This window comes from Pantoea sp. OVA07A, from assembly GCF_019969975.1.
GTDB lineage: Bacteria > Pseudomonadota > Gammaproteobacteria > Enterobacterales > Enterobacteriaceae > Pantoea > Pantoea agglomerans.
In genome coordinates this window covers 409887-429814 of the sequence record NZ_JAHXYM010000004.1, presented here as the reverse complement: position 1 = coordinate 429814, position 19928 = coordinate 409887, and the positions used below count along the sequence as shown (strand labels likewise).

15 protein-coding genes and 3 tRNA genes are annotated in these 19928 nt (G+C 55.8%); 14 read left to right on the top strand and 4 right to left on the bottom strand.

The annotated features are described in order from the left end of the window. The first annotated feature begins 118 nt into the window (after nucleotides 1-118). The gene (gene mdh, locus LC417_RS15745; protein WP_010699812.1) at nucleotides 119-1057 is read left to right on the top strand and encodes a malate dehydrogenase; all 939 of its coding nucleotides are present in this window, start codon (nucleotides 119-121) and stop codon (nucleotides 1055-1057) included. Nucleotides 1058-1106: 49 nt separating this feature from the next. Here mdh and mscM read toward each other — a convergent pair whose 3' ends face one another. The 3 genes from mscM to rsgA all read right to left on the bottom strand — a co-directional run bounded on the left by mscM (nucleotide 1107) and on the right by rsgA (nucleotide 6571). After that, nucleotides 1107-4436: a miniconductance mechanosensitive channel MscM gene (gene mscM / locus LC417_RS15740; protein ID WP_223566126.1), complete on the bottom strand. Its 3330-nt coding sequence runs from the start codon at nucleotides 4434-4436 to the stop codon at nucleotides 1107-1109. A gap of 14 nt (nucleotides 4437-4450) precedes the next feature. After that, nucleotides 4451-5350: an archaetidylserine decarboxylase gene (asd, locus tag LC417_RS15735; RefSeq protein ID WP_010256089.1), complete on the bottom strand. Its 900-nt coding sequence runs from the start codon at nucleotides 5348-5350 to the stop codon at nucleotides 4451-4453. A gap of 171 nt (nucleotides 5351-5521) precedes the next feature. Further along, complete coding sequence (gene rsgA / locus LC417_RS15730; protein ID WP_050680383.1) at nucleotides 5522-6571, bottom strand: small ribosomal subunit biogenesis GTPase RsgA; 1050 nt, start codon at nucleotides 6569-6571, stop codon at nucleotides 5522-5524. Nucleotides 6572-6672: 101 nt separating this feature from the next. Between rsgA and orn the strand changes: the two genes are divergently transcribed. The 4 genes from orn to LC417_RS15710 all read left to right on the top strand — a co-directional run bounded on the left by orn (nucleotide 6673) and on the right by LC417_RS15710 (nucleotide 7656). Further along, on the top strand, nucleotides 6673-7221 hold the full coding sequence (orn, locus tag LC417_RS15725) for an oligoribonuclease (protein ID WP_010256094.1): 549 nt from the start codon (nucleotides 6673-6675) through the stop codon (nucleotides 7219-7221). A gap of 154 nt (nucleotides 7222-7375) precedes the next feature. Beyond that, nucleotides 7376-7451 (top strand) — tRNA-Gly (locus tag LC417_RS15720). A 28-nt stretch (nucleotides 7452-7479) separates the two neighbouring features. After that, a tRNA-Gly gene (locus LC417_RS15715) sits at nucleotides 7480-7555 on the top strand. Nucleotides 7556-7580: 25 nt separating this feature from the next. Further along, a tRNA-Gly gene (locus tag LC417_RS15710) sits at nucleotides 7581-7656 on the top strand. Nucleotides 7657-8006: 350 nt separating this feature from the next. On the opposite strand, the gene queG is transcribed toward LC417_RS15710, so the two are convergent. Beyond that, nucleotides 8007-9146 (bottom strand): tRNA epoxyqueuosine(34) reductase QueG, encoded by a 1140-nt coding sequence (gene queG, locus LC417_RS15705; protein WP_010256097.1) that lies wholly within the window; start codon nucleotides 9144-9146, stop codon nucleotides 8007-8009. Here queG and nnr point away from each other — a divergent pair. From nnr to hflC, 9 genes are all read left to right on the top strand, one after another. After that, nucleotides 9145-10665, top strand: a complete 1521-nt coding sequence (gene nnr, locus LC417_RS15700; protein WP_223566125.1) for a bifunctional ADP-dependent NAD(P)H-hydrate dehydratase/NAD(P)H-hydrate epimerase — start codon at nucleotides 9145-9147, stop codon at nucleotides 10663-10665. The genes queG and nnr overlap by 2 nt on opposite strands. Continuing rightward, a complete protein-coding gene (tsaE, locus tag LC417_RS15695; RefSeq protein WP_010256103.1) occupies nucleotides 10662-11138 on the top strand; it encodes a tRNA (adenosine(37)-N6)-threonylcarbamoyltransferase complex ATPase subunit type 1 TsaE in 477 nt (158 codons plus the stop codon). The genes nnr and tsaE overlap by 4 nt, the downstream gene beginning before the upstream one ends. Then, a complete protein-coding gene (gene amiB, locus LC417_RS15690) occupies nucleotides 11135-12805 on the top strand; it encodes an N-acetylmuramoyl-L-alanine amidase AmiB (protein ID WP_223566124.1) in 1671 nt (556 codons plus the stop codon). The genes tsaE and amiB overlap by 4 nt, the downstream gene beginning before the upstream one ends. Nucleotides 12806-12851: 46 nt before the next feature. Next, the gene (gene mutL, locus LC417_RS15685; protein ID WP_010699808.1) at nucleotides 12852-14717 is read left to right on the top strand and encodes a DNA mismatch repair endonuclease MutL; all 1866 of its coding nucleotides are present in this window, start codon (nucleotides 12852-12854) and stop codon (nucleotides 14715-14717) included. Further along, complete coding sequence (gene miaA, locus LC417_RS15680; RefSeq protein WP_010256112.1) at nucleotides 14710-15660, top strand: tRNA (adenosine(37)-N6)-dimethylallyltransferase MiaA; 951 nt, start codon at nucleotides 14710-14712, stop codon at nucleotides 15658-15660. The genes mutL and miaA overlap by 8 nt, the downstream gene beginning before the upstream one ends. A 103-nt stretch (nucleotides 15661-15763) precedes the next feature. After that, nucleotides 15764-16075, top strand: coding sequence for an RNA chaperone Hfq (hfq, locus tag LC417_RS15675; RefSeq protein ID WP_010256116.1), 312 nt, complete (start codon nucleotides 15764-15766; stop codon nucleotides 16073-16075). 72 nt (nucleotides 16076-16147) lie between these two features. Then, nucleotides 16148-17428, top strand: a complete 1281-nt coding sequence (hflX, locus tag LC417_RS15670; protein ID WP_010256119.1) for a ribosome rescue GTPase HflX — start codon at nucleotides 16148-16150, stop codon at nucleotides 17426-17428. 227 nt (nucleotides 17429-17655) lie between these two features. Then, nucleotides 17656-18894 carry an FtsH protease activity modulator HflK gene (gene hflK, locus LC417_RS15665; protein ID WP_033758916.1) on the top strand — a complete coding sequence of 413 codons (1239 nt, stop codon included), beginning with the start codon at nucleotides 17656-17658 and terminating at the stop codon, nucleotides 18892-18894. Nucleotides 18895-18897: 3 nt separating this feature from the next. Continuing rightward, nucleotides 18898-19902 carry a protease modulator HflC gene (gene hflC / locus LC417_RS15660; RefSeq protein ID WP_010256123.1) on the top strand — a complete coding sequence of 335 codons (1005 nt, stop codon included), beginning with the start codon at nucleotides 18898-18900 and terminating at the stop codon, nucleotides 19900-19902. Nucleotides 19903-19928: the final 26 nt, after the last annotated feature.

Genomic DNA, 19928 nt, shown 5'->3' with positions numbered 1-19928 from the left:
AAGTGTGAAAACACGTAGAATTAACAACGGATATTTATCATCGCCTGAGCAGTTGATTAAGGTCTGACACAGATAGAATTTCGGCCCATCTCTGCCCCACCTTAATAAGGAGTTAAGAATGAAAGTTGCCGTTCTCGGTGCCGCTGGCGGCATAGGCCAGGCGCTCGCACTTCTGCTCAAAACCCAGCTTCCCGCAGGTTCAGAACTCTCGCTGTATGACATCGCGCCGGTTACGCCGGGTGTTGCCGTTGATCTCAGCCATATTCCTACCGCAGTGGCTATTCAGGGATTCAGTGGAGAAGACGCCACGCCTGCCTTACAGGGTGCCGATGTGGTACTGATTTCCGCGGGTGTCGCACGTAAGCCCGGTATGGATCGCGCCGACCTGTTTAACGTTAACGCAGGCATCGTCCGTAACCTGATCGAACAGGTTGCCACAACGGCACCTAAAGCGTTGATTGGTGTCATCACCAACCCGGTCAATACCACCGTGGCCATTGCGGCAGAAGTGCTGAAAAAGCACGGTGTTTACGACAAAAATCGGCTGTTCGGCGTGACCACGCTGGATATCATTCGCGCCAATACTTTTGTGGCTGCATTGAAAGGCAAGCAGCCTGACCAGGTGGAAGTCCCGGTCATTGGTGGCCACTCTGGCGTAACCATTCTGCCGCTGCTGTCGCAGGTTAAAGGCGTCAGCTTCAGCGATCAGGAAGTGGCCGATCTGACCAAACGCATCCAGAACGCCGGCACCGAAGTGGTGGAAGCCAAAGCGGGTGGCGGCTCGGCCACGCTGTCGATGGGTCAGGCAGCTGCACGTTTCGGTTTGTCACTGGTACGCGCGCTGAAGGGTGAAGCTAATGTGGTGGAGTGTGCTTACGTAGAAGGCGAGGGTGAACATGCGCGCTTCTTCTCCCAGCCGCTGCTGCTGGGTAAAAACGGTGTGGCTGAACGCAGGCCGATTGGTACCCTCAGCGCTTACGAACAGCAGGCGCTGTCAGGCATGCTGGATACGCTGAAGAAAGATATCGCCCAGGGCGAAGAGTTCGTTAAGCAGTAACTGACGGCTCAGACTTGCAATAACGCCCGGCTTTGCCGGGCGTTTTGCATTACAGTCCGCCAGACTTATAGGCGCGGGCAGCGGGTGTACCGTTGCTGGCAGGCAGCTTCTTACCCAGGGTTTCCATACGCATCTGGAACGGCGGGAACGGCATCTCAATACCGTGCTGATCAAATCCGCTGAGAATCAACTGATGCAGTTCGTGACGCAGCGGCATACGGTGTCCCATCTCAGCAGCATGCACACGAAGTTCAAATAACTGAATGCCCTGCTGCAGATCGACCAGGAAGGCTTCCGGTTGCGGCGTGTCCAGGACATAGCTGCAGCGCTCAGCCGCCTGGATCAGAATGGTGGTCACCTGTTCACTGCTGACTTTCGCCGGAGCCGGAATGGTGAGCACCACGCGCGTCACGGAATCGGACAGCGACCAGTTAATAAACTGCTCGGTGATAAAGGCCTTGTTCGGCACGATGATCTCTTTGCGGTCCCAGTCGGTAATGGTGGTCGCGCGGGTATTAATTCGCGTGATACTGCCGGTCAGGTCGCGGATCGTCACGGTATCGCCGATACGAATCGGCTTTTCGAACAGGATAATCAGACCTGAGATAAAGTTGGCAAAAATCTCCTGCAAACCAAACCCCAGTCCCACACCCAGCGCGGCAACCAGCCACTGCAGCTTTGACCACTCAATACCAATCATTGAGAAACCAATCAGCCCGCCAATCAACAGCAGCAGATATTTGGTCAGTGTGGTGATGGCGTAACCCGTACCTGGCGTCAGATTAAGATGCTGCAACAGCGCCAGCTCAAGCAGCGCGGGCATATTGCGCACCAGCTGGGTGGTGATAATAAACACCAGAATGGCGATCAGCACCGACCCCAGGGTAATGGGCTGGATCGACTCTACGCCCTGCACTGAGGTACTGACGTCCCACAGCTGAATATTCTCCAGGAAGCCAAAGGCCGAATGGATTTCTGACCACAGCACAATCACGGAGACCAGGGCGATAAGCATCAGGATAGAGCGTACCAGCCGCAGCGACTGCGCACTGATCGCATCCAGGTCAATTACCGGCTCTTCAATTTCAATCGCATCAGTGTTCAGAGAGCCTTGCTCCTTCTCCTCTTCACTGCGCGCACGGTTAGCCAGCATATCGGCACGGCGCTGACGGGCGCGATCAAAGCCAAGACGGCGACGCTGAATCAGCATCCAGCGCCGGATAATGTGATAGATAACCAGCAACAGGAACCAGATGGCGACAGAGGTCTCCAGTCGCGCCAGCAGCGCCTGCGCGGTAGCCAGATAACCCACAGCGGAGGCGAGGGCAGCCATCAGCGGCATAGCGATCATCAGGTTCCACAGCATCCGGTTCACCATGTTCTCGCCATTTCCCTCTTTATCGAGATAGAGCGGAATCCCGGAACGCTTCAGGCTGACGGTCACAATGCTGATTGCCCCGCAGATCAGGATGAAACAGAGACGACCCAGCGACGAGGAGAACTGCCGATCTTCCAGATTACCAAAGGCGATCAGCAACATAATCAGCGGCACAATTAATCCGATGCTCAGCGAGTAGTAGCGCATGGCGCGCGCCACCCGGTTTTGCGGCCAGCGGAAATGCACAATGAACAGGCCGTTAGGACGGGCAAAGGCAGCGCTGATCATAAACGCCCACAGCAGCGGCAGCGTGGCGGTAATGCCATCACCAATCGCTACGGCGATAGGGTAGGGCCAGGCGTTCTGCAGGCCATAACCCAACGCACCCCATAACACCGGCAGCGGCAGCGCCACCAGGATAGACCAGAACAGGGTACGGATAGTCAGGCGGAAACGATCCTGCGTGACCTTGCCGACTTTGCTGGCGGAACGGTCAAGGAAAGCATTGAAGTGGCGGCGCGAACTGATGCTGAAGCCGACCAGCAGCAACGCACCAATAATCGGCAGCACCGAGTTGCGGCTGGTAAACATCATCGCCATCGCTTTGCCGAGCTGACCCAGCGTATCCAGCGACAGCAGACGGGAAAGATCTTTGGCCAGATCCAGCGGATAACTCAAACCAATCGGGTTAACGTCGGCGGTCCAGAACAGATAGCGGTGCGTCGCCTCTTTGACTTCCGTCAGCGCATCCTGCAACTGCGTGTTGCCAACCTTGAGCTTGGTGATCTCCAGAATCAGCGTGTCACAGCCGGAGATCAGCGAATTGAGCAGTTCCCTCTGAGTGCGTAGCTGCGCATCAAGAATACGCTTCTGGTCTGCGGTGAAGGGCTGACCATCGGCCTGCCGTCCCTTGCGCAGCGCCTCCTGGCGCTCCAGCAGATCTTCATAATTGAGACGCTGCACGCGAAGCTGTGCCATCTCATTATCAATCTGCTGCGACTTGGGCATCTCCGGCAGACGTGCGACCTGCGCCCGTAGCGCTTCGCCCAGCAGATTAGAGGCACCCAGCCACTGCGACTGTTCACGCAGGGTAGAGAGCGCCTGACGGACCTGAATAATCTGGTTGGTGGCCAGTCGCTGCTGCGACGCCACCAGATCCATGCGCTGCGCCTGCTGATTCAGGGCAACCGAGAGTTCGCGGTTAACCCGAAACTGATCGCTGATCTCTGGCGGAAGATCGCCACTGTTTTCTGCCAGTTGCTCGGTGCGGGCCAGCGCGACTTCGGCTTCACGTTGCCGCTGATCGTTGAGCTGGTTGCGCAGCGCCTGAAGATAGTTATCGAGCTGAGTCGCTTTGCGCTGGTGGGCTTCAGCCCGCATCCGCGCCAGTTCCTGACGGTTGTTGGCAGAGAGCTGTGCCAGCTCAAGTTCATCGACCAGCGCTTTATTCGCGGCGCTTTCCGCCTGGCGAGCCGCCAGCTGCAGCTGCCCCTGTGGCGAACTGCTGCTGACGCTCTGCAAACGGCGTTCACTCTCCGTCATCGCCCGGCGTGCTTCCGTCTGCTGCTGCGGCAGTTGCGACAGCGAATCACTGATTTCCCGCGCCCGATCCTGCTCCTGCCGTGCCTGACGGCCCTCTTCCAGCAGCTGGCTGCTGACCTGCAGGATCTCCTGATCCAGCTCGGCGCTGCTCATGTTGTTGCGCACGGTTTTCCCGCTGTCACTCAGCGCGGCGATCTGCTGACGCAGTTCGCGCCCCAGACGCGGAAAATCATCAATAACCTGCTGATATTGCGCCGCGCGCTCCAGCGATTCATCGCGTTCAGAGAGAAAGTTTAAGGCGGCTTCAATCGTCTGGATCTGTTCAGCCTGCGAGGGTGAACTTTTGGCCGATTTTATCTCTTCCAGCTGCTGTTTGAGCTGGCTGGCATCAGGAAGGCTGGCCGCGAAGGCCGGGCTGCTGAGCCACAGGCTCAGCAGCAGGAGGAGAATCGAACGCACAGAGGACACTCAATTTAATCGACGATGACGTCGGAAATGTCTGTCGCGACCGGCAGCGCAATCGCCAGCGGTTGACCCAGACGGGTTTTGCTTTCTGCTTCCAGGCTTTCAGCCAGTTTGACGCGGCCAGGTGCGAACAGATTGATAACGGTAGAGCCAAGCTTGAAGCGGCCCATTTCCTGGCCTTTCAACAGCACCACGGCGCTTTCATCATCCGCTGCCGGATAGTGCCAGCGCTTGATCACGCCTTCACGCGGTGGCGTGATGGTGCCAGCCCAGACGGTTTCGATGCTGCCGACAATGGTGGCACCCACCAGGATCTGCACCATCGGCCCGATATCGGTTTCGAAGTAGCAGATGACGCGCTCGTTACGGGCGAACAGGTTGGGAATATTACGCGCGGTCAGCGGGTTGACGGAGTAGAGGTCGCCAGGCACATAAATCATCTCACGCAGGATGCCGTTGCACGGCATATGGACGCGGTGATAATCACGGGGCGCCAGATAGGTGGTGACGAACTCGCCATCAACAAATTGTGCCGCCATCCGCTCATCACCTGCCAGCAGGGCGTCAATGGTGTAGTGATGACCTTTAGCCTGGAAAATCTGATCGCCATCAATGTGGCCGAGCTGGCTGATAGCGCCATCCGCGGGCAGGGCGATGAGATTGGCATCGGCATCCACTGGACGCGCATCGTCTTTCAGCGGACGAACGAAAAAGTCATTAAAGGTGCGATAGCTGGCGGTATCGGGCTTACGCGCTTCCGCCATGTCGACTTTGTAAAACCAGACAAAGATGTCAATGACCAGTTTGGTCAACCAACCACCGCGGCGACTGGCGCCCCAACCGGCAAGTTCAGTCAGCCATTTCTTCGGGAGAATATGATTCAAGCCGAGTTTTAAACGATCAAACACCTTAGCCTCCTGGCTATTTTATGACGTTGTAAAAAAGGGGGCGGATTGTAGCAGCGCCCCGTTCAGATGGCGACTATACCCGAATTCCGGCACGCTGCACGGTCTGGACGCGCGACTGGAATGCACCTCGCAAAATGCCCCGGCTTATCCGTTCAGACGCGGTTATACCGATTAACTTTCACTATCAGGGAAATTTTTACGCGTTTTTACCTGCGCCATGCTCTCCAGGATACGGTGGTAGTTATCAAAACGGGACCTGTTGATTTTGCCCTGTTCGACCGCTTCGCGAATGGCACAGCCGGGATCGCTGCCGTGTTTACAATCGCGGAATTTGCAATCGCCAAGGAATGCGCGGAATTCGACAAATCCGCGGGTAATTTGTTCCGGCTCAAGATGCCATAAACCGAACTCACGCACGCCAGGTGAATCGATCACATCGCCGCCGTCCGGGAAGTGATAAAGGCGCGATGCGGTGGTGGTGTGCTGGCCTAAGCCTGAGCCATCCGAAACCTCGTTAGTCAGAATAGCGACCTGCTCTTCTTTGTCGAAGCCGAGCAGGGCATTCAGCAGACTCGATTTGCCGACGCCAGACTGACCGGCAAAGATACTGATGCGGTCGGTCAGCGCCGCTTTCAGGTCGTCCATGCCGTTTTTCGCCCGGCTGGAGACCATCACCACGCGATAGCCAATATTGCGATAGATATCCATCTGCTTATCGACAAAGGCGCGCGCCTTGTCATCCAGCAGATCGGTTTTGTTCAGTACCAGCAACGGTTCAATATCCAGCGTTTCGCTGGCAACCAGATAGCGGTCGATGATGTTTAACGACAGTTCAGGCAGGATTGCGGAGACGACGATGATCTGGTCGATATTCGCCGCCATCGGCTTCACGCCGTCGTAAAAATCGGGGCGGGTTAATACGCTGGTGCGCTCATGCACCGCTTCAACAATACCTTTGTTGCCGCTGGTTGCCGGACGCCACAGCACCCGGTCGCCGGTAACCAGCGAACGAATGGTTCGGCGGATATTGCAGCGGTGGGCGACGCCTGCGCTATCCTCAACATCAGCGTGCATGCCAAAACGGCTGACAACGACCCCATCTGCAGCTTCACCAAACAGGTTGTCATCCGCTTCCGGACGCTCTCTGCGTTGGTTGAGACGGCGATCGTGGTTAGCGCTTACGCGGCGTTGTTGGCCCTTCGACAGTTTATTTTTACTCACTCACCCTCACAGCGTTAGCCAGATTTCGCCCGGCTGGGCAAAACGTCTATGATACACCTTATTCATCGTAAATGACGACTACAGCAACCGCAGGAAACAGCATGGCTACTGGAAATGAACAGAATCTGATCTGGATTGATCTTGAGATGACCGGACTTGATCCGACGCACGATCGCATTATTGAAATTGCGACCCTGGTGACTGATGCCAACCTGAACATTCTGGCGGAAGGGCCGGTCATGGCCGTTCATCAGTCTGATGCGCAACTGGCGCTGATGGATGAGTGGAATGTCCGCACTCATACCAACAGCGGTCTGGTTGCGCGGGTGAAGGAGAGTCAGATTGACGATCGCGCAGCAGAGCTGGCGACCATTGAGTTCCTGAAACAGTGGGTTCCGGCGAACACCTCGCCTATCTGCGGCAACAGCATCGGGCAGGATCGTCGTTTCCTGTTTAAGTATATGCCTGAGCTGGAAGCGTATTTCCACTATCGTTATCTGGATGTCAGTACCCTGAAAGAGCTGGCTCGTCGCTGGAAACCCGATATCCTTCCTGGCTTCAAAAAAGGGGGGACGCACCAGGCTCTGGATGATATCCGTGAGTCCGTGGCGGAGCTGGCGTACTACCGCGAACACTTTTTGCAGCTTTAATCGGCGACGGGTGCGCATGAAATCACCAGGTTGCTGATTTAATCAGCAAACGCGCGGAAAGCGAAAAATTTTGCTTTCAGACGCTTGCAGCAGCAACGATTTCTCGTATAATGCGCACCCCGTACCGGTGAAGAATTTATTAACGGTACAAGGCGCGGGAATAGCTCAGTTGGTAGAGCACGACCTTGCCAAGGTCGGGGTCGCGAGTTCGAGTCTCGTTTCCCGCTCCAGTTTTAAAATGTAAGCAGTACCCTCTTTGCGGGAATAGCTCAGTTGGTAGAGCACGACCTTGCCAAGGTCGGGGTCGCGAGTTCGAGTCTCGTTTCCCGCTCCAGTTTTATTTAGCAGTGCCCTTCTATGCGGGAATAGCTCAGTTGGTAGAGCACGACCTTGCCAAGGTCGGGGTCGCGAGTTCGAGTCTCGTTTCCCGCTCCAGATTTAACATCACCCTCATTTCAGTCCGTTAGCCGACTGTTTTACGTCGCGTGATTTTGATTGTTTCATGAAGGTTATCCACAGCACTGCACCCCATCATCTGCGCCTGTTACGGCGATCTGTAAATGGCTTTTGAACAGAGTTATCCACAACCTTGCAGGTTAACCGAAGCGATAGCCTCATTATTAAATAAACACAACTTTTATATAAGTTGTTGATATTTATCATTATGAAAATATTTCAATTTGTTATTTAACAGCAAAATCAGCGTTGTTGCAGTTGAATGACAACAGCTTTTTATTTTTATTCACAGCATGTGGAAAACGATAATTCGCGATCAAGCTGTTCAATCACGCATCACGCGGTAAACCCTTCTCTACTGCACGAACCAGGCGCTTCTGCTGGGCAGGTTGCACTTCAACCACGAGTTGCTCGCGTTTCTGCTGCTGCTGCGTGATTGCCCACAGAATATGTTCATCCAGCAGGTCACTTTCACCGAGTCGTTGTTCCAGTACCTGAACGATTTCGGGCGACCAGGGCGCGTTACCCAGCGCCACTGCAATATTACGCAGCCAGCGTAAATGACCAATGCGGCGAATCGCTGAGCCTTCAGTGATGCGTAAAAACTTCGCTTCATCCCATTGAAACAGATCGATCAGCTCAGGGGCGTGTAGCGCCGCTCGCGGTGAAAAATCGCTTTCGTCACTGAGTTGTCCATAGCGATTCCACGGACAGATCAGCTGGCAGTCATCACAGCCATATATCCGGTTGCCCATCAGCGGGCGAAACTCTTCCGGGATCGCGCCTTCCAGCTCAATGGTGAGATAGGAAATACAGCGCCTGGCATCCACGACGTAGGGCTCAACGATCGCGCTGGTAGGGCAGATGGTCATGCAGGCGACACAGCGGCCACACTGCTCCTGCTGCGGTGTATCTATCGGCAGCGGAATATCGATCAGCAGTTCGCCGAGGAAAAACCATGAGCCTGCTTCCCGATTCAGTATCAGCGAATGTTTGCCGGTCCAGCCGAGTCCCGCTTTGGCTGCCAGCGGCCGCTCAAGCAGCGGGGCCGAATCCACAAACGGGCGAAAATTAAGCTCGCCACAATGCTGCTGGATCATTTCTCCGAGCTTTTTCAGTCGATTGCGCAATACTTTGTGGTAATCACGACCTAATGCATAACGGCTGACATAGCCCAGCTGGGGATTTTTCAACGTGCTGGCAAAGGCGGCTTTGGCCGGAAGGTAGTTCATGCGAACGCTGATAACGCGCAGCGTGCCGGGCAGCAGTTCATGAGGACGCGCCCGCATCATGCCGTGTCGCGCCATCCACTCCATCTCGCCATGATACTGCTTATCCAGCCACGCCTGCAGGCGCGGCTCTTCCGCACTGAGATCGGTATCGGTGATGCCGACCTGCTGAAAGCCGAGATCTAATCCCCACTGTTTAATCTGTTGTGCGAATTGATGAAGATCGAGAGGGTATGACATGAGTAACCAGGATTCGAAGAAAAACAGCCGCAGTTTACCATATTCTGTCTGGCCTGCGCAGGCTGTGGCCCAGCTTGAGCAACAGGGGGCCGATGCGCTCGGCATTACGCTGTATGAGCTGATGCTGCGTGCCGGACAGGCCGCTTACGAGCATCTGACTGCGCACTGGCCAGAGGCCAGCCACTGGCTGATTCTGTGTGGTCACGGCAATAACGGTGGCGATGGTTATGTGCTGGCGCGACTGGGACAGGCGGCGGGCAAAACCGTTACGCTGCTGGCGTGCGAAAGTAAAAAAGCGTTGCCTGAAGAGGCGCAGCGTGCACGTGACGCGTGGCTGGATGCGGGCGGTGAAATTCATGCGGCCGATGCGGTCTGGCCAGAGCAGATCGATGTGATTGTGGATGCGCTGCTGGGAACCGGCAGTCATCGTGCGCCCGAAGAACCCTATGCCACGCTGATCCAGCAGGCGAACGCCCATGCGGCGCCGAAACTTGCCATTGATATGCCTTCCGGCTTATCAGCCCGCAATGGCACCGCGCCCGGTGAGGTAATCAATGCCAGCCATACGCTGAGTGTGGTCGCTCTTAAACCGGGCCAGATCACTGGCAAAGCGCGAGATTACATCGGAGAGCTTTACTATGCCGATCTCGGCCTGGCCGCTTTTCTGGCGGGCGAAGTAGCTCCCATTGCGCGTTATGATGCCAGCGCATTAACCCGCTGGCTCAAGCCGCGCAAACCAACCTCGCACAAGGGCAGTCATGGCCGGCTGCTGGTAGTGGGGGGCGATGCCGGTACCGCTGGCGCGGTGCGGATGACGGCAGAAGCAGCGTTGCGCAGCGGTAGTGGGTTAGTGCGAGTACTTACTCACAAAGATAATATTATTCCGATCCTGACCGCCCGGCCCGAAATTATGGTCGATGAACTGACCGATGAGCGCCTGACGGAGGCGCTGGAGTGGGCCGATGTCATTGCGATAGGGCCCGGTCTGGGTCAGCGCGACTGGGGAAAGCGTGCGCTGAAGCGGGTAGCGAGCAGTGAAAAGCCGATGCTTTGGGACGCGGATGCACTTAACCTGCTGGCAATCAGTGCGGAGAAACGTCAGAATCGCATTATTACGCCGCATCCTGGAGAAGCGGCGCGTTTGCTGAATACCGAGACCAGTGAAATTGAGAGTGACCGCTTACATGCAGCGCAGACATTGGCGCAGCGTTATGGTGGCGTAGTGGTACTGAAAGGCGCCGGTACGCTGATTGCCAGCGAGCAGGGTGAAATGGCCTTTGCTGACGTGGGCAATGCCGGTATGGCCTCCGGCGGTATGGGCGATCTCCTGAGTGGAATCATCGCCTCGCTGGTGGGCCAGAAACTGACGCTGTTTGATGCGGCCTGCGCCGGCTGCGTTGCACATGGTGCCGCGGCCGATGCGGTCGCTGCGGAACGTGGTACGCGCGGTATGCTGGCAACTGATTTACTGGATCTGCTGTGGCAGTTTGTTAATCCTGAGATGAATAAAGAAGCATGAAGACCTGTGTTATCTCTTTGCCCGATGAGGCGGCTACGCTCAGTTTGGGCGCTCAGCTGGCGCGCGCCTGTGGCAGCGCGGCAGTGATTTATCTCTATGGCGATCTGGGGGCGGGTAAAACCACCTTCAGCCGCGGCTTTCTGCAGGCGCTGGGCCATCAGGGCAACGTCAAAAGCCCTACTTACACGCTGGTTGAGCCTTACACGCTGGACGACCGTACACTTTATCACTTCGACCTCTATCGTCTTGCCGATCCTGAAGAGCTTGAATTCATGGGCATCCGCGACTATTTCAGCGGCGATGCTATCTGCCTGGTTGAATGGCCGCAGCAGGGCGCCGGTTTTCTGCCGCCGCCCGATCTCACGCTAACGCTGCGTTACGTGGGTGAGGCGCGTGAAGCGGAACTGACGGCACAATCCTCGTCGGGCCAGCAATGGCTTGAACAATTTGGTCAGGGCAGGGATCAGGCATGATGTCACGGATGAAAATAGCGCTGGTGACACTGTTGCTGCTGGTCTGTACACCCCTGTTTGCTGCCACCCTGTCGGATATCAAAGTCGCCAATGGCGACAGCCAGGCAACCATCACCCTGAACTTTGCCGGACAACCTGTCTATGGCTTCTTCCCGCTGCGCAATCCTGACCGTGTGGTGCTTGATGTGCGCCAGAGCGGCGTGGTTCAGGGGCTGCCGTTAAATTTCAGCGGCGAAAACATCGTAAAGCGAATTCGCACCAGCACCCCGAAAGATAAACAGAGCGTGCGGCTGGTGTTTGAGCTGACGCAGGCGGGTAAAACCCGGGCGGTCACCCAGCGCAATGGCAACAGCTACAGCGTGGTCTTCACCATTACCGGTAAGCCGCCTGCTGTTACGCGCAGTGTGCCTGCGCCGGTAACGGCCCCGACGCGCGTGCCCACCCAGAGTGCCGCAGCGGCGAACCCCTTTAATTCGAATCCGGTGACGTCCGTGACCAGCATAGCCAGCACCGTGAGTCCTGGCCGGGCCGTCAGCCAGAACGATACCGTGATTGTGGCGATTGATGCCGGACATGGCGGTCAGGATCCCGGCGCTATCGGGCAGCGCGGACTGAAAGAGAAGAACGTCACAATCGCAATTGCACGTAAACTGCGGGTGTTGCTGAATAACGATCCGATGTTTAAAGGCGTCCTGACACGTGATGGCGACTATTTTATCTCGGTTATGGGCCGCTCCGACGTGGCGCGTAAAGCCAACGCCAACGTGCTGGTTTCAATTCATGCTGACGCTGCGCCGAGCCATGCGGCGACCGGTGCATCGGTCTGGGTATTATCAAACCGCCGGGCCAATAACGAGATGGCTAACTGGCTGGAGCAGAAAGAGAAACAGTCTGAGCTGCTGGGCGGCGCAGGTGACCTGCTGGCTAACAGTCAGGCCGACCCCTACCTCAGCCAGGCAGTACTTGACCTGCAATTCGGTCACTCGCAGCGGGTCGGTTATGACATCGCCCAGAAAGTGTTGCAGCAGATGCGCAGCGTGACATCGCTGCATAAACGTCTGCCTGAGCATGCCAGTCTTGGCGTGCTGCGTTCACCCGATATTCCTTCTTTGCTGGTGGAAACCGGCTTTATCAGTAATTCCTCGGAGGAGCGACTGCTTGGCAGTAGCGCACACCAGGATAAGATTGCGCAGTCGATCTATAAAGGTCTGCGCACTTATTTCCTGGCGCACCCGCTGCAATCCATCCCAAAGGAGGAAAACCGGCCGCTGGGCTCGTCGCCAGCGGTTAACGTCGCCAGCAACCCGGCGACCGGGGTGACGCAATATACCGGCGTAACTCAGCGCCATACGGTTACGCGCGGTGAGACACTCTCCGGGATTGCCGCGAAGTATGGCGTCAGCATGTCGACCCTGCGTGAAATGAACACCCTGAAGCGGGATGTGGTATGGGTCGGACAGCGGTTGAAAGTGCCGGCCAGTGCGGCCGCCAGCCGCACCACGCGCGCCACGCCACGCGGCGTTGTGCGTCATAAAGTGGTTGTGGGGGATTCACTGACCGGCATTGCCGCACATTATGGCGTCAGCCCGAAAGCGATAATGCAGACCAATAATCTGAAATCGACCAACGTCATGTTGGGGCAGAACCTGAAAATCCCTGCATCCTGATTGTTTGCCCGGCCGCTGCGCCGGGCGACCAGCTAAAAGGAAAACCATGCCGATACAAATTTTACCGCCCCAACTGGCAAACCAGATTGCGGCGGGTGAAGTGGTTGAACGTCCTGCATCGGTTGTAAAAGAGCTGGTGGAGAACAGCCTGGATGCTGGTGCAACGCGCATTGACGTTGATATTGAAAAGGGGGGCGCAAAGCTTATCCGCATCCGTGACAACGGCTGCGGCATCGTGAAAAGCGAGCTGTCGATGGCACTGGCCCGACACGCCACCAGTAAAATCGCCTCACTGGATGACCTGGAAGCGATTATGAGCCTGGGTTTTCGCGGTGAAGCGCTCGCCAGTATCAGTTCTGTCTCCCGCCTGACCTTAACCTCACGTACCGCCGATCAAACCGAAGCCTGGCAGGCCTATGCGGAAGGGCGTGATATGACGGTAACGGTTAAACCGGCTGCGCATCCGTGTGGGACCACGCTCGAAGTGCTGGATCTGTTTTATAACACCCCAGCGCGCCGCAAATTTATGCGCACAGAGAAAACCGAGTTCGGTCATATCGACGAAGTGATCCGTCGTATTGCACTGGCGCGTTTTGATGTCGCGCTTTCACTGAGCCACAACGGCAAAATGATGCGTCAGTATCGGGCCGTCAGCGAGGAGAGCCAGCGCGAACGGCGACTGGCAGCTATCTGCGGCACCACGTTTATTCAGCATGCGCTGCGAATTGACTGGCAGCATGATGATCTCTCGCTGCGCGGCTGGGTCGCCGATCCCGCCGGTTCGCGCCAGGTCACCGAGTTACAATATTGCTACGTCAATGGCCGGATGATGCGCGACAAGCTGATTAATCACGCTATTCGCCAGGCTTTCCAGACCCAGCTCCAGGATGACCAGCAGCCCGCTTACGTGCTCTATCTGGAGATCGATCCGCATCAGGTGGATGTCAACGTTCACCCGGCCAAGCATGAAGTGCGTTTTCATCAGTCACGCCTGGTGCATGATTTTATTTATCAGGGCGTGGTCAGCGCGTTACAGGCGATAGCGTCACCCATTTTGCCTGCGCTGCAGGCAGAAGAAGCCGCACCGCGCTGGCAGCCGGAAAACCGTCAGGCGGCGGGGGGGAATCATTTTGCGCAGCCTGCAGCGCCCGCCAGCGAGAATCAATCTTCAGCCTCCACGCGGCAAACACCGCCCGCAGCGGCGCCGGCCTGGCAAAACAAAGAGAACGTGTATCGTCAGCGTGAAGGCGCGGTTTATCAGCAGTTGCTGAAAACGCCTGTCAGCGCCACGCCGCCGCCAAAAAACCGTGAACCGGCACCGCGTCCGGCCGAAAAACCCTCGCCGCTGGCCGCGCATGCCCAGAGCTTTGGCCGGGTACTGACCGTGTTGCAAAACCACTATGCGCTGCTGGAGCAGGATCAGAAGTTAATGCTGATGGCGCTGCCGGTCGCGGCGCGCTGGCTGAAACAGGCGCAGCTTGAACCGGGTGAAGAGGGACTTAAACCGCAACCTCTGCTGATTCCGGTGCGGCTCAAAATCGCCCTCGATGAACGGCAGGCCGCAAAAGAAAAGAGCAGCCTGCTCAATCAGATGGGTATTGATCTTCAGCCCGAAGGTGACCACGTGACCTTACGCGCGGTGCCTTTACCGTTACGAACACAAAATTTACAAATCTTGATTCCTGAGCTGTTAGGCTATCTCGCCCGGCAGCAGGAGATCTCTGCGACGCAACTGGCCCAGTGGCTGGCGCGGCGTCAGGATACAGAGTCCTCCGACTGGAATCACTCACAGGCGATCAACCTGCTGGCAGAGCTTGAACGGCTTTGCCCACAGCTGCTGAAATCGCCGCCTTCAGGCTTATTACAGCCCATAGAGATTGAGAGCGCGATCAACGCGTTGAAGCATGAGTGAATTAAACCAGGCTGGCCGGCCAAAGGCTATTTTTTTGATGGGACCCACGGCTTCTGGCAAGACTGCTTTAGCAATTGAATTGCGTAAGCGGTTACCAGTGGAACTAATCAGCGTAGACTCTGCCTTAATCTATCGTCAGATGGATATTGGTACGGCGAAACCGTCGGCTGAGGAGTTAGCAGTGGCACCCCATCGTCTGCTCGACATTCGCGATCCCGCTGAAGCCTATTCGGCAGCGGAGTTCCGGCGGGATGCTTTAGCAGAAATGGCGGATATCGTTGAAGCCGGACGAATACCGTTGCTTGTTGGTGGAACCATGCTCTACTTCAAGGCGTTACTTGAAGGATTGTCGCCGTTGCCCTCGGCCGATCCCGACGTTCGTCAGCGGATAGAGCAAACGGCGCGTGAAAAAGGCTGGGAAGCTTTACACCGCCAGCTGTGTGAAATCGACCCGGTTGCCGGCAGTCGTATTCATCCGAATGATCCGCAGAGACTTTCGCGAGCACTGGAAGTTTTTTTTATTTCGGGTAAAACTTTAACGGAACTGACAAAAACATCCGGTGAAGCGTTACCCTACGACGTGCAACAGTTTGCCATCGCCCCCGCGAGCCGTGAATTGCTGCACCAGCGCATCGCGTTGCGTTTTGAGCAGATGTTGGCGTCAGGATTTGAAGCGGAGTCTCGGGCCCTTTTTGCACGAGGTGATTTGCATACGGACATGCCTTCCATTCGTTGTGTTGGCTATCGTCAGATGTGGTCTTATTTGTCGGGCGAAATCGATTACAGCGAGATGGTTTATCGGGGAATTTGCGCAACCCGGCAGCTTGCTAAGCGACAGATGACCTGGTTACGCGGTTGGGAAAATGTTCACTGGCTTGACAGTGACGAGCCCCGGCTGGCGCGTGATACAGTGTTACAGGTTCTTAGTGCGAAGCATGGGTGATTGTGTACAATTGATGGGTTATCGTGCGCAAATTTTTACGCAGTTTTTTCAGAACCATAGGTTCTACTTGCAACAAACAACAAGCATATAAGGAAAAGATAGAATGGCTAAGGGGCAATCATTACAAGACCCGTTTTTGAACGCACTGCGTCGTGAACGTGTTCCGGTTTCGATTTATCTGGTTAACGGTATTAAGTTGCAGGGTCAGATTGAGTCATTTGATCAGTTCGTCATTTTGTTGAAAAACACGGTGAGTCAGATGGTGTATAAGCACGCCATTTCTACCGTTGTTCCTTCACGCCCGGTTTCTCACCATAGCAATAATACCGGTGGCGGCAGCAACAATTACCATCATGGCGGCAGCAACACAACTGCGCAGCCACAGCCACAACAAGACGGTGATAACGCAGAATAACGCGTCACCGTACAGCCAGGAACGGAGAACAGCGGTTTTCCGTCCTGGTCTTTTATTTAGCGAGGTTATAGCTTGTTTGACCGTTATGAAGCCGGTGAGCAGGCCGTACTGGTACACATCTGGTTCTCCCAAGACAAAGAAGTAGAAGATTTGCAGGAGTTTGAAACCCTGGTCTCTTCTGCTGGCGTTGAGGCGCTGCAAGTGGTTACTGGCAGCCGCAAAGCGCCACACCCCAAGTATTTTGTCGGTGAAGGAAAGGCCGTTGAAATTGCCGATGCGGTAAAAACAACAGGAGCATCGGTCGTATTATTCGATCATGCCCTTACGCCCGCTCAGGAAAGAAACCTCGAGCGCCTGTGCGAATGCCGGGTCATTGATCGCACCGGTTTAATTCTGGATATCTTTGCCCAACGCGCACGTACCCACGAAGGTAAATTGCAGGTTGAGCTGGCACAGCTGCGCCATCTTGCGACACGTCTGGTGCGCGGCTGGACCCACCTTGAACGCCAGAAAGGCGGGATTGGTTTACGTGGCCCGGGTGAAACGCAGTTAGAAACGGACCGCCGGCTGTTGCGCGGCCGTATCAGTCAGATTTTGTCTCGTCTTGAGCGAGTTGAAAAACAGCGTGAGCAGGGACGTCAGTCACGAGCCAAAGCGGATGTGCCAACGGTTTCGCTGGTGGGTTACACCAACGCCGGCAAGTCGACCCTCTTTAACGCCATGACCTCCGCCAATGTCTTTGCCGCAGACCAGCTGTTTGCGACGCTCGACCCCACACTGCGCCGTCTGAATGTTGCTGATGTCGGGGACGTGGTACTGGCGGACACGGTAGGCTTTATTCGCCATCTTCCTCACGATCTGGTTGCCGCTTTTAAAGCCACGCTGCAGGAGACTCGTCAGGCGACGCTGTTAATGCACGTGATTGATGGGGCTGACCTTCGCGTCACGGAAAATATCGCCGCCGTCGATGCCGTACTGGAAGAGATTGAAGCGGACGAAATCCCGACGTTACTGGTGATGAATAAAATCGATATGCTCGACGGATTCGAACCGCGTATCGATCGTAACGAAGAGAACCTGCCAATCCGCGTCTGGCTTTCCGCCCAGACAGGCGCAGGCATTCCGTTGCTATGGCAGGCGCTGTCTGAGCGTCTGGCGGGTGAAATAGCCCAGCACGCATTACGTCTGCCACCGGAAGCGGGGCGACTTCGCAGCCGTTTCTATCAGCTGCAGGCGATTGAGAAAGAGTGGAATGAAGAAGACGGCAGTGTAGGATTGCAGATACGTATGCCCATTATTGAGTGGATGCGTTTATGTAAGCAGGAACCGTCGCTGACCAGTTACATTGTTTGATGTTGCCCAAACGCATTTACCTTAAAAATTGAAGATTGTCGCACTTTCTTTGCAGACCCGAATACGCTGGCGTTACCCGAGTATTTTGGATTTCAGCAAGGCGGCAACTGAGTGAAACCCCGGGAGCTTACGCAGGTAAGTGACCGGGGTGAGCGAAGGCAGCCAACACCGCTGCAATCCGAAAGCTGAAGGGTAAAAATCGTAATTACAATAAATGGAGTAGAAACATGGCGTGGAATCAGCCCGGAAATAACGGACAGGACCGCGACCCGTGGGGAAGCAGCAATAATCAAGGCGGCAACTCTGGGGGGAATAAGGGAGGACGGGAATCCGGGCCTCCTGATCTGGATGATATCTTCCGTAAGCTGAGCAAGAAGCTTGGTGGACTGGGCGGTGGCAAACAGAACGACAACGGTCAGCGCGGCTCCGGCAGCGGTGGCAAAATTGTTGGTATCGTGGCTGTTGCTGCTGTAGTCATCTGGGCTGCAAGCGGTTTCTACACCATCAAAGAAGCGGAACGTGGCGTGGTGACGCGCTTCGGTAAGTTCAGTCATCTGGTCGAACCCGGCCTGAACTGGAAGCCGACATTCGTTGATCAGGTGCGTGCGGTTAACGTTGAATCGGTGCGCGAACTGGCTGCTTCTGGCGTCATGCTGACTTCGGATGAGAACGTAGTACGCGTGGAGATGAACGTGCAGTACCGCGTGACCGATCCGGAACGTTATCTTTATGCTGTGACCAGCGCGGACGACAGCCTGCGTCAGGCTACCGACAGCGCACTGCGCGGCGTGATTGGTCGCTCTACCATGGACCGCATCCTGACCGAAGGTCGTACCGTGGTGCGTAGCGATACCCAGCGTGAAATCGACGAGACGATTCGCCCTTATAACATGGGGATCGCGGTGCTGGACGTCAACTTCCAGGCTGCACGTCCGCCGGAAGAGGTGAAGTCTGCATTTGATGACGCGATTGCCGCACGCGAAAACCGCGAGCAGTACGTTCGCGAAGCCGAAGCTTACGCCAACGAAGTTCAGCCTCGTGCTAACGGCCAGGCGCAACGTATTCTGGAAGAGGCACGCGCTTACAAAGAGCGTACCGTTCTGGAAGCGCAGGGTGAGGTGGCGCGTTTCGCCAAGATCCTGCCTGAGTATAAAGCTGCACCGGAAATCACCAAAGAGCGTCTCTATATCGAGACCATGGAACGTGTGCTGAGCCATACCCGCAAAGTACTGGTTAACGATCGGAGTAATAACCTGATGGTGCTGCCGCTGGATCAACTGATGCGTGGCGGACAGACTTCATCGGGCCAGAATGGTCAGAAAGGCGCGAATGGTTCTTCGCTGCCTGCGCGCTCCGATAGCAGTGCCAGCCGCAATGACACGTCGTCATACAGTCCGGACAACATCATGGATCAGCGTCGGGCAAATGCTCAGCGCAGCGACAGCCAGCGCGAAGGGAGAGAGTAATCGATGCGTAAGCCAATAGTATTTTTAATCATTGTCGTGCTGGTGGCGCTCTATGCGTCCCTGTTTGTGGTGCAGGAAGGGCAGCGAGGCATTGTTCTGCGCTTCGGTAAAGTCCTGCGCGACGGCGAAAACAAACCGCAGGTGTTTGAGCCGGGTCTGCATTTCAAGATTCCATTCCTGGAAACGGTTAAAACGCTGGATGCGCGTATCCAGACCATGGATAACCAGGCCGATCGCTTCGTCACCAAAGAGAAGAAAGATCTGATCGTGGACTCCTACATCAAGTGGCGTATCAGCGACTTCAGTCGCTACTACCTGGCCACCGGTGGCGGTGATGTCTCTCAGGCGGAAGTGCTGCTGAAACGTAAGTTCAGTGACCGCTTGCGTTCTGAGATGGGTCGTCTGGATGTGAAAGATATCGTAACGGACTCCCGTGGTCGTCTGACTACCGATGTGCGTGACGCGCTGAATACCGGCTCTGCAGGCAACGATGATGAAATCGCAACCCCTGCGGCTGATGACGCGATTGCCAGTGCCGCGGCCCGTGTCGAGCGTGAAACCAACAGCAGCGAGCCAGCACCAAACCCGAACAGTATGGCGGCGTTAGGTATTCAGGTGGTGGATGTTCGTATCAAGCAGATCAACCTGCCGACTGAAGTGTCTGATGCGATCTTTAACCGTATGCGTGCTGAGCGTGAAGCGGTAGCGCGTAGCCAGCGTTCACAGGGTCAGGAAGAGGCGGAAAAACTGCGCGCCCAGGCCGATTACCAGGTCACCCGTACTCTGGCTGAAGCCCAGCGTGAAGCGCTGATTACACGCGGTGACGGTGATGCGGAAACGGCGCGGTTGTTTGCCGATTCGTTCAGCAAAGATCCTGACTTCTACGCCTTTATTCGTAGCCTGCGTGCCTATGAAAACAGCTTCAATAGCGATCAGGATGTGATGGTGTTAAGCCCGGATAGCGACTTCTTCCGATATATGAAGGCGCCCTCTAACGCGACACGCTAAGAACTGATATAACCTGTGGGCCGACA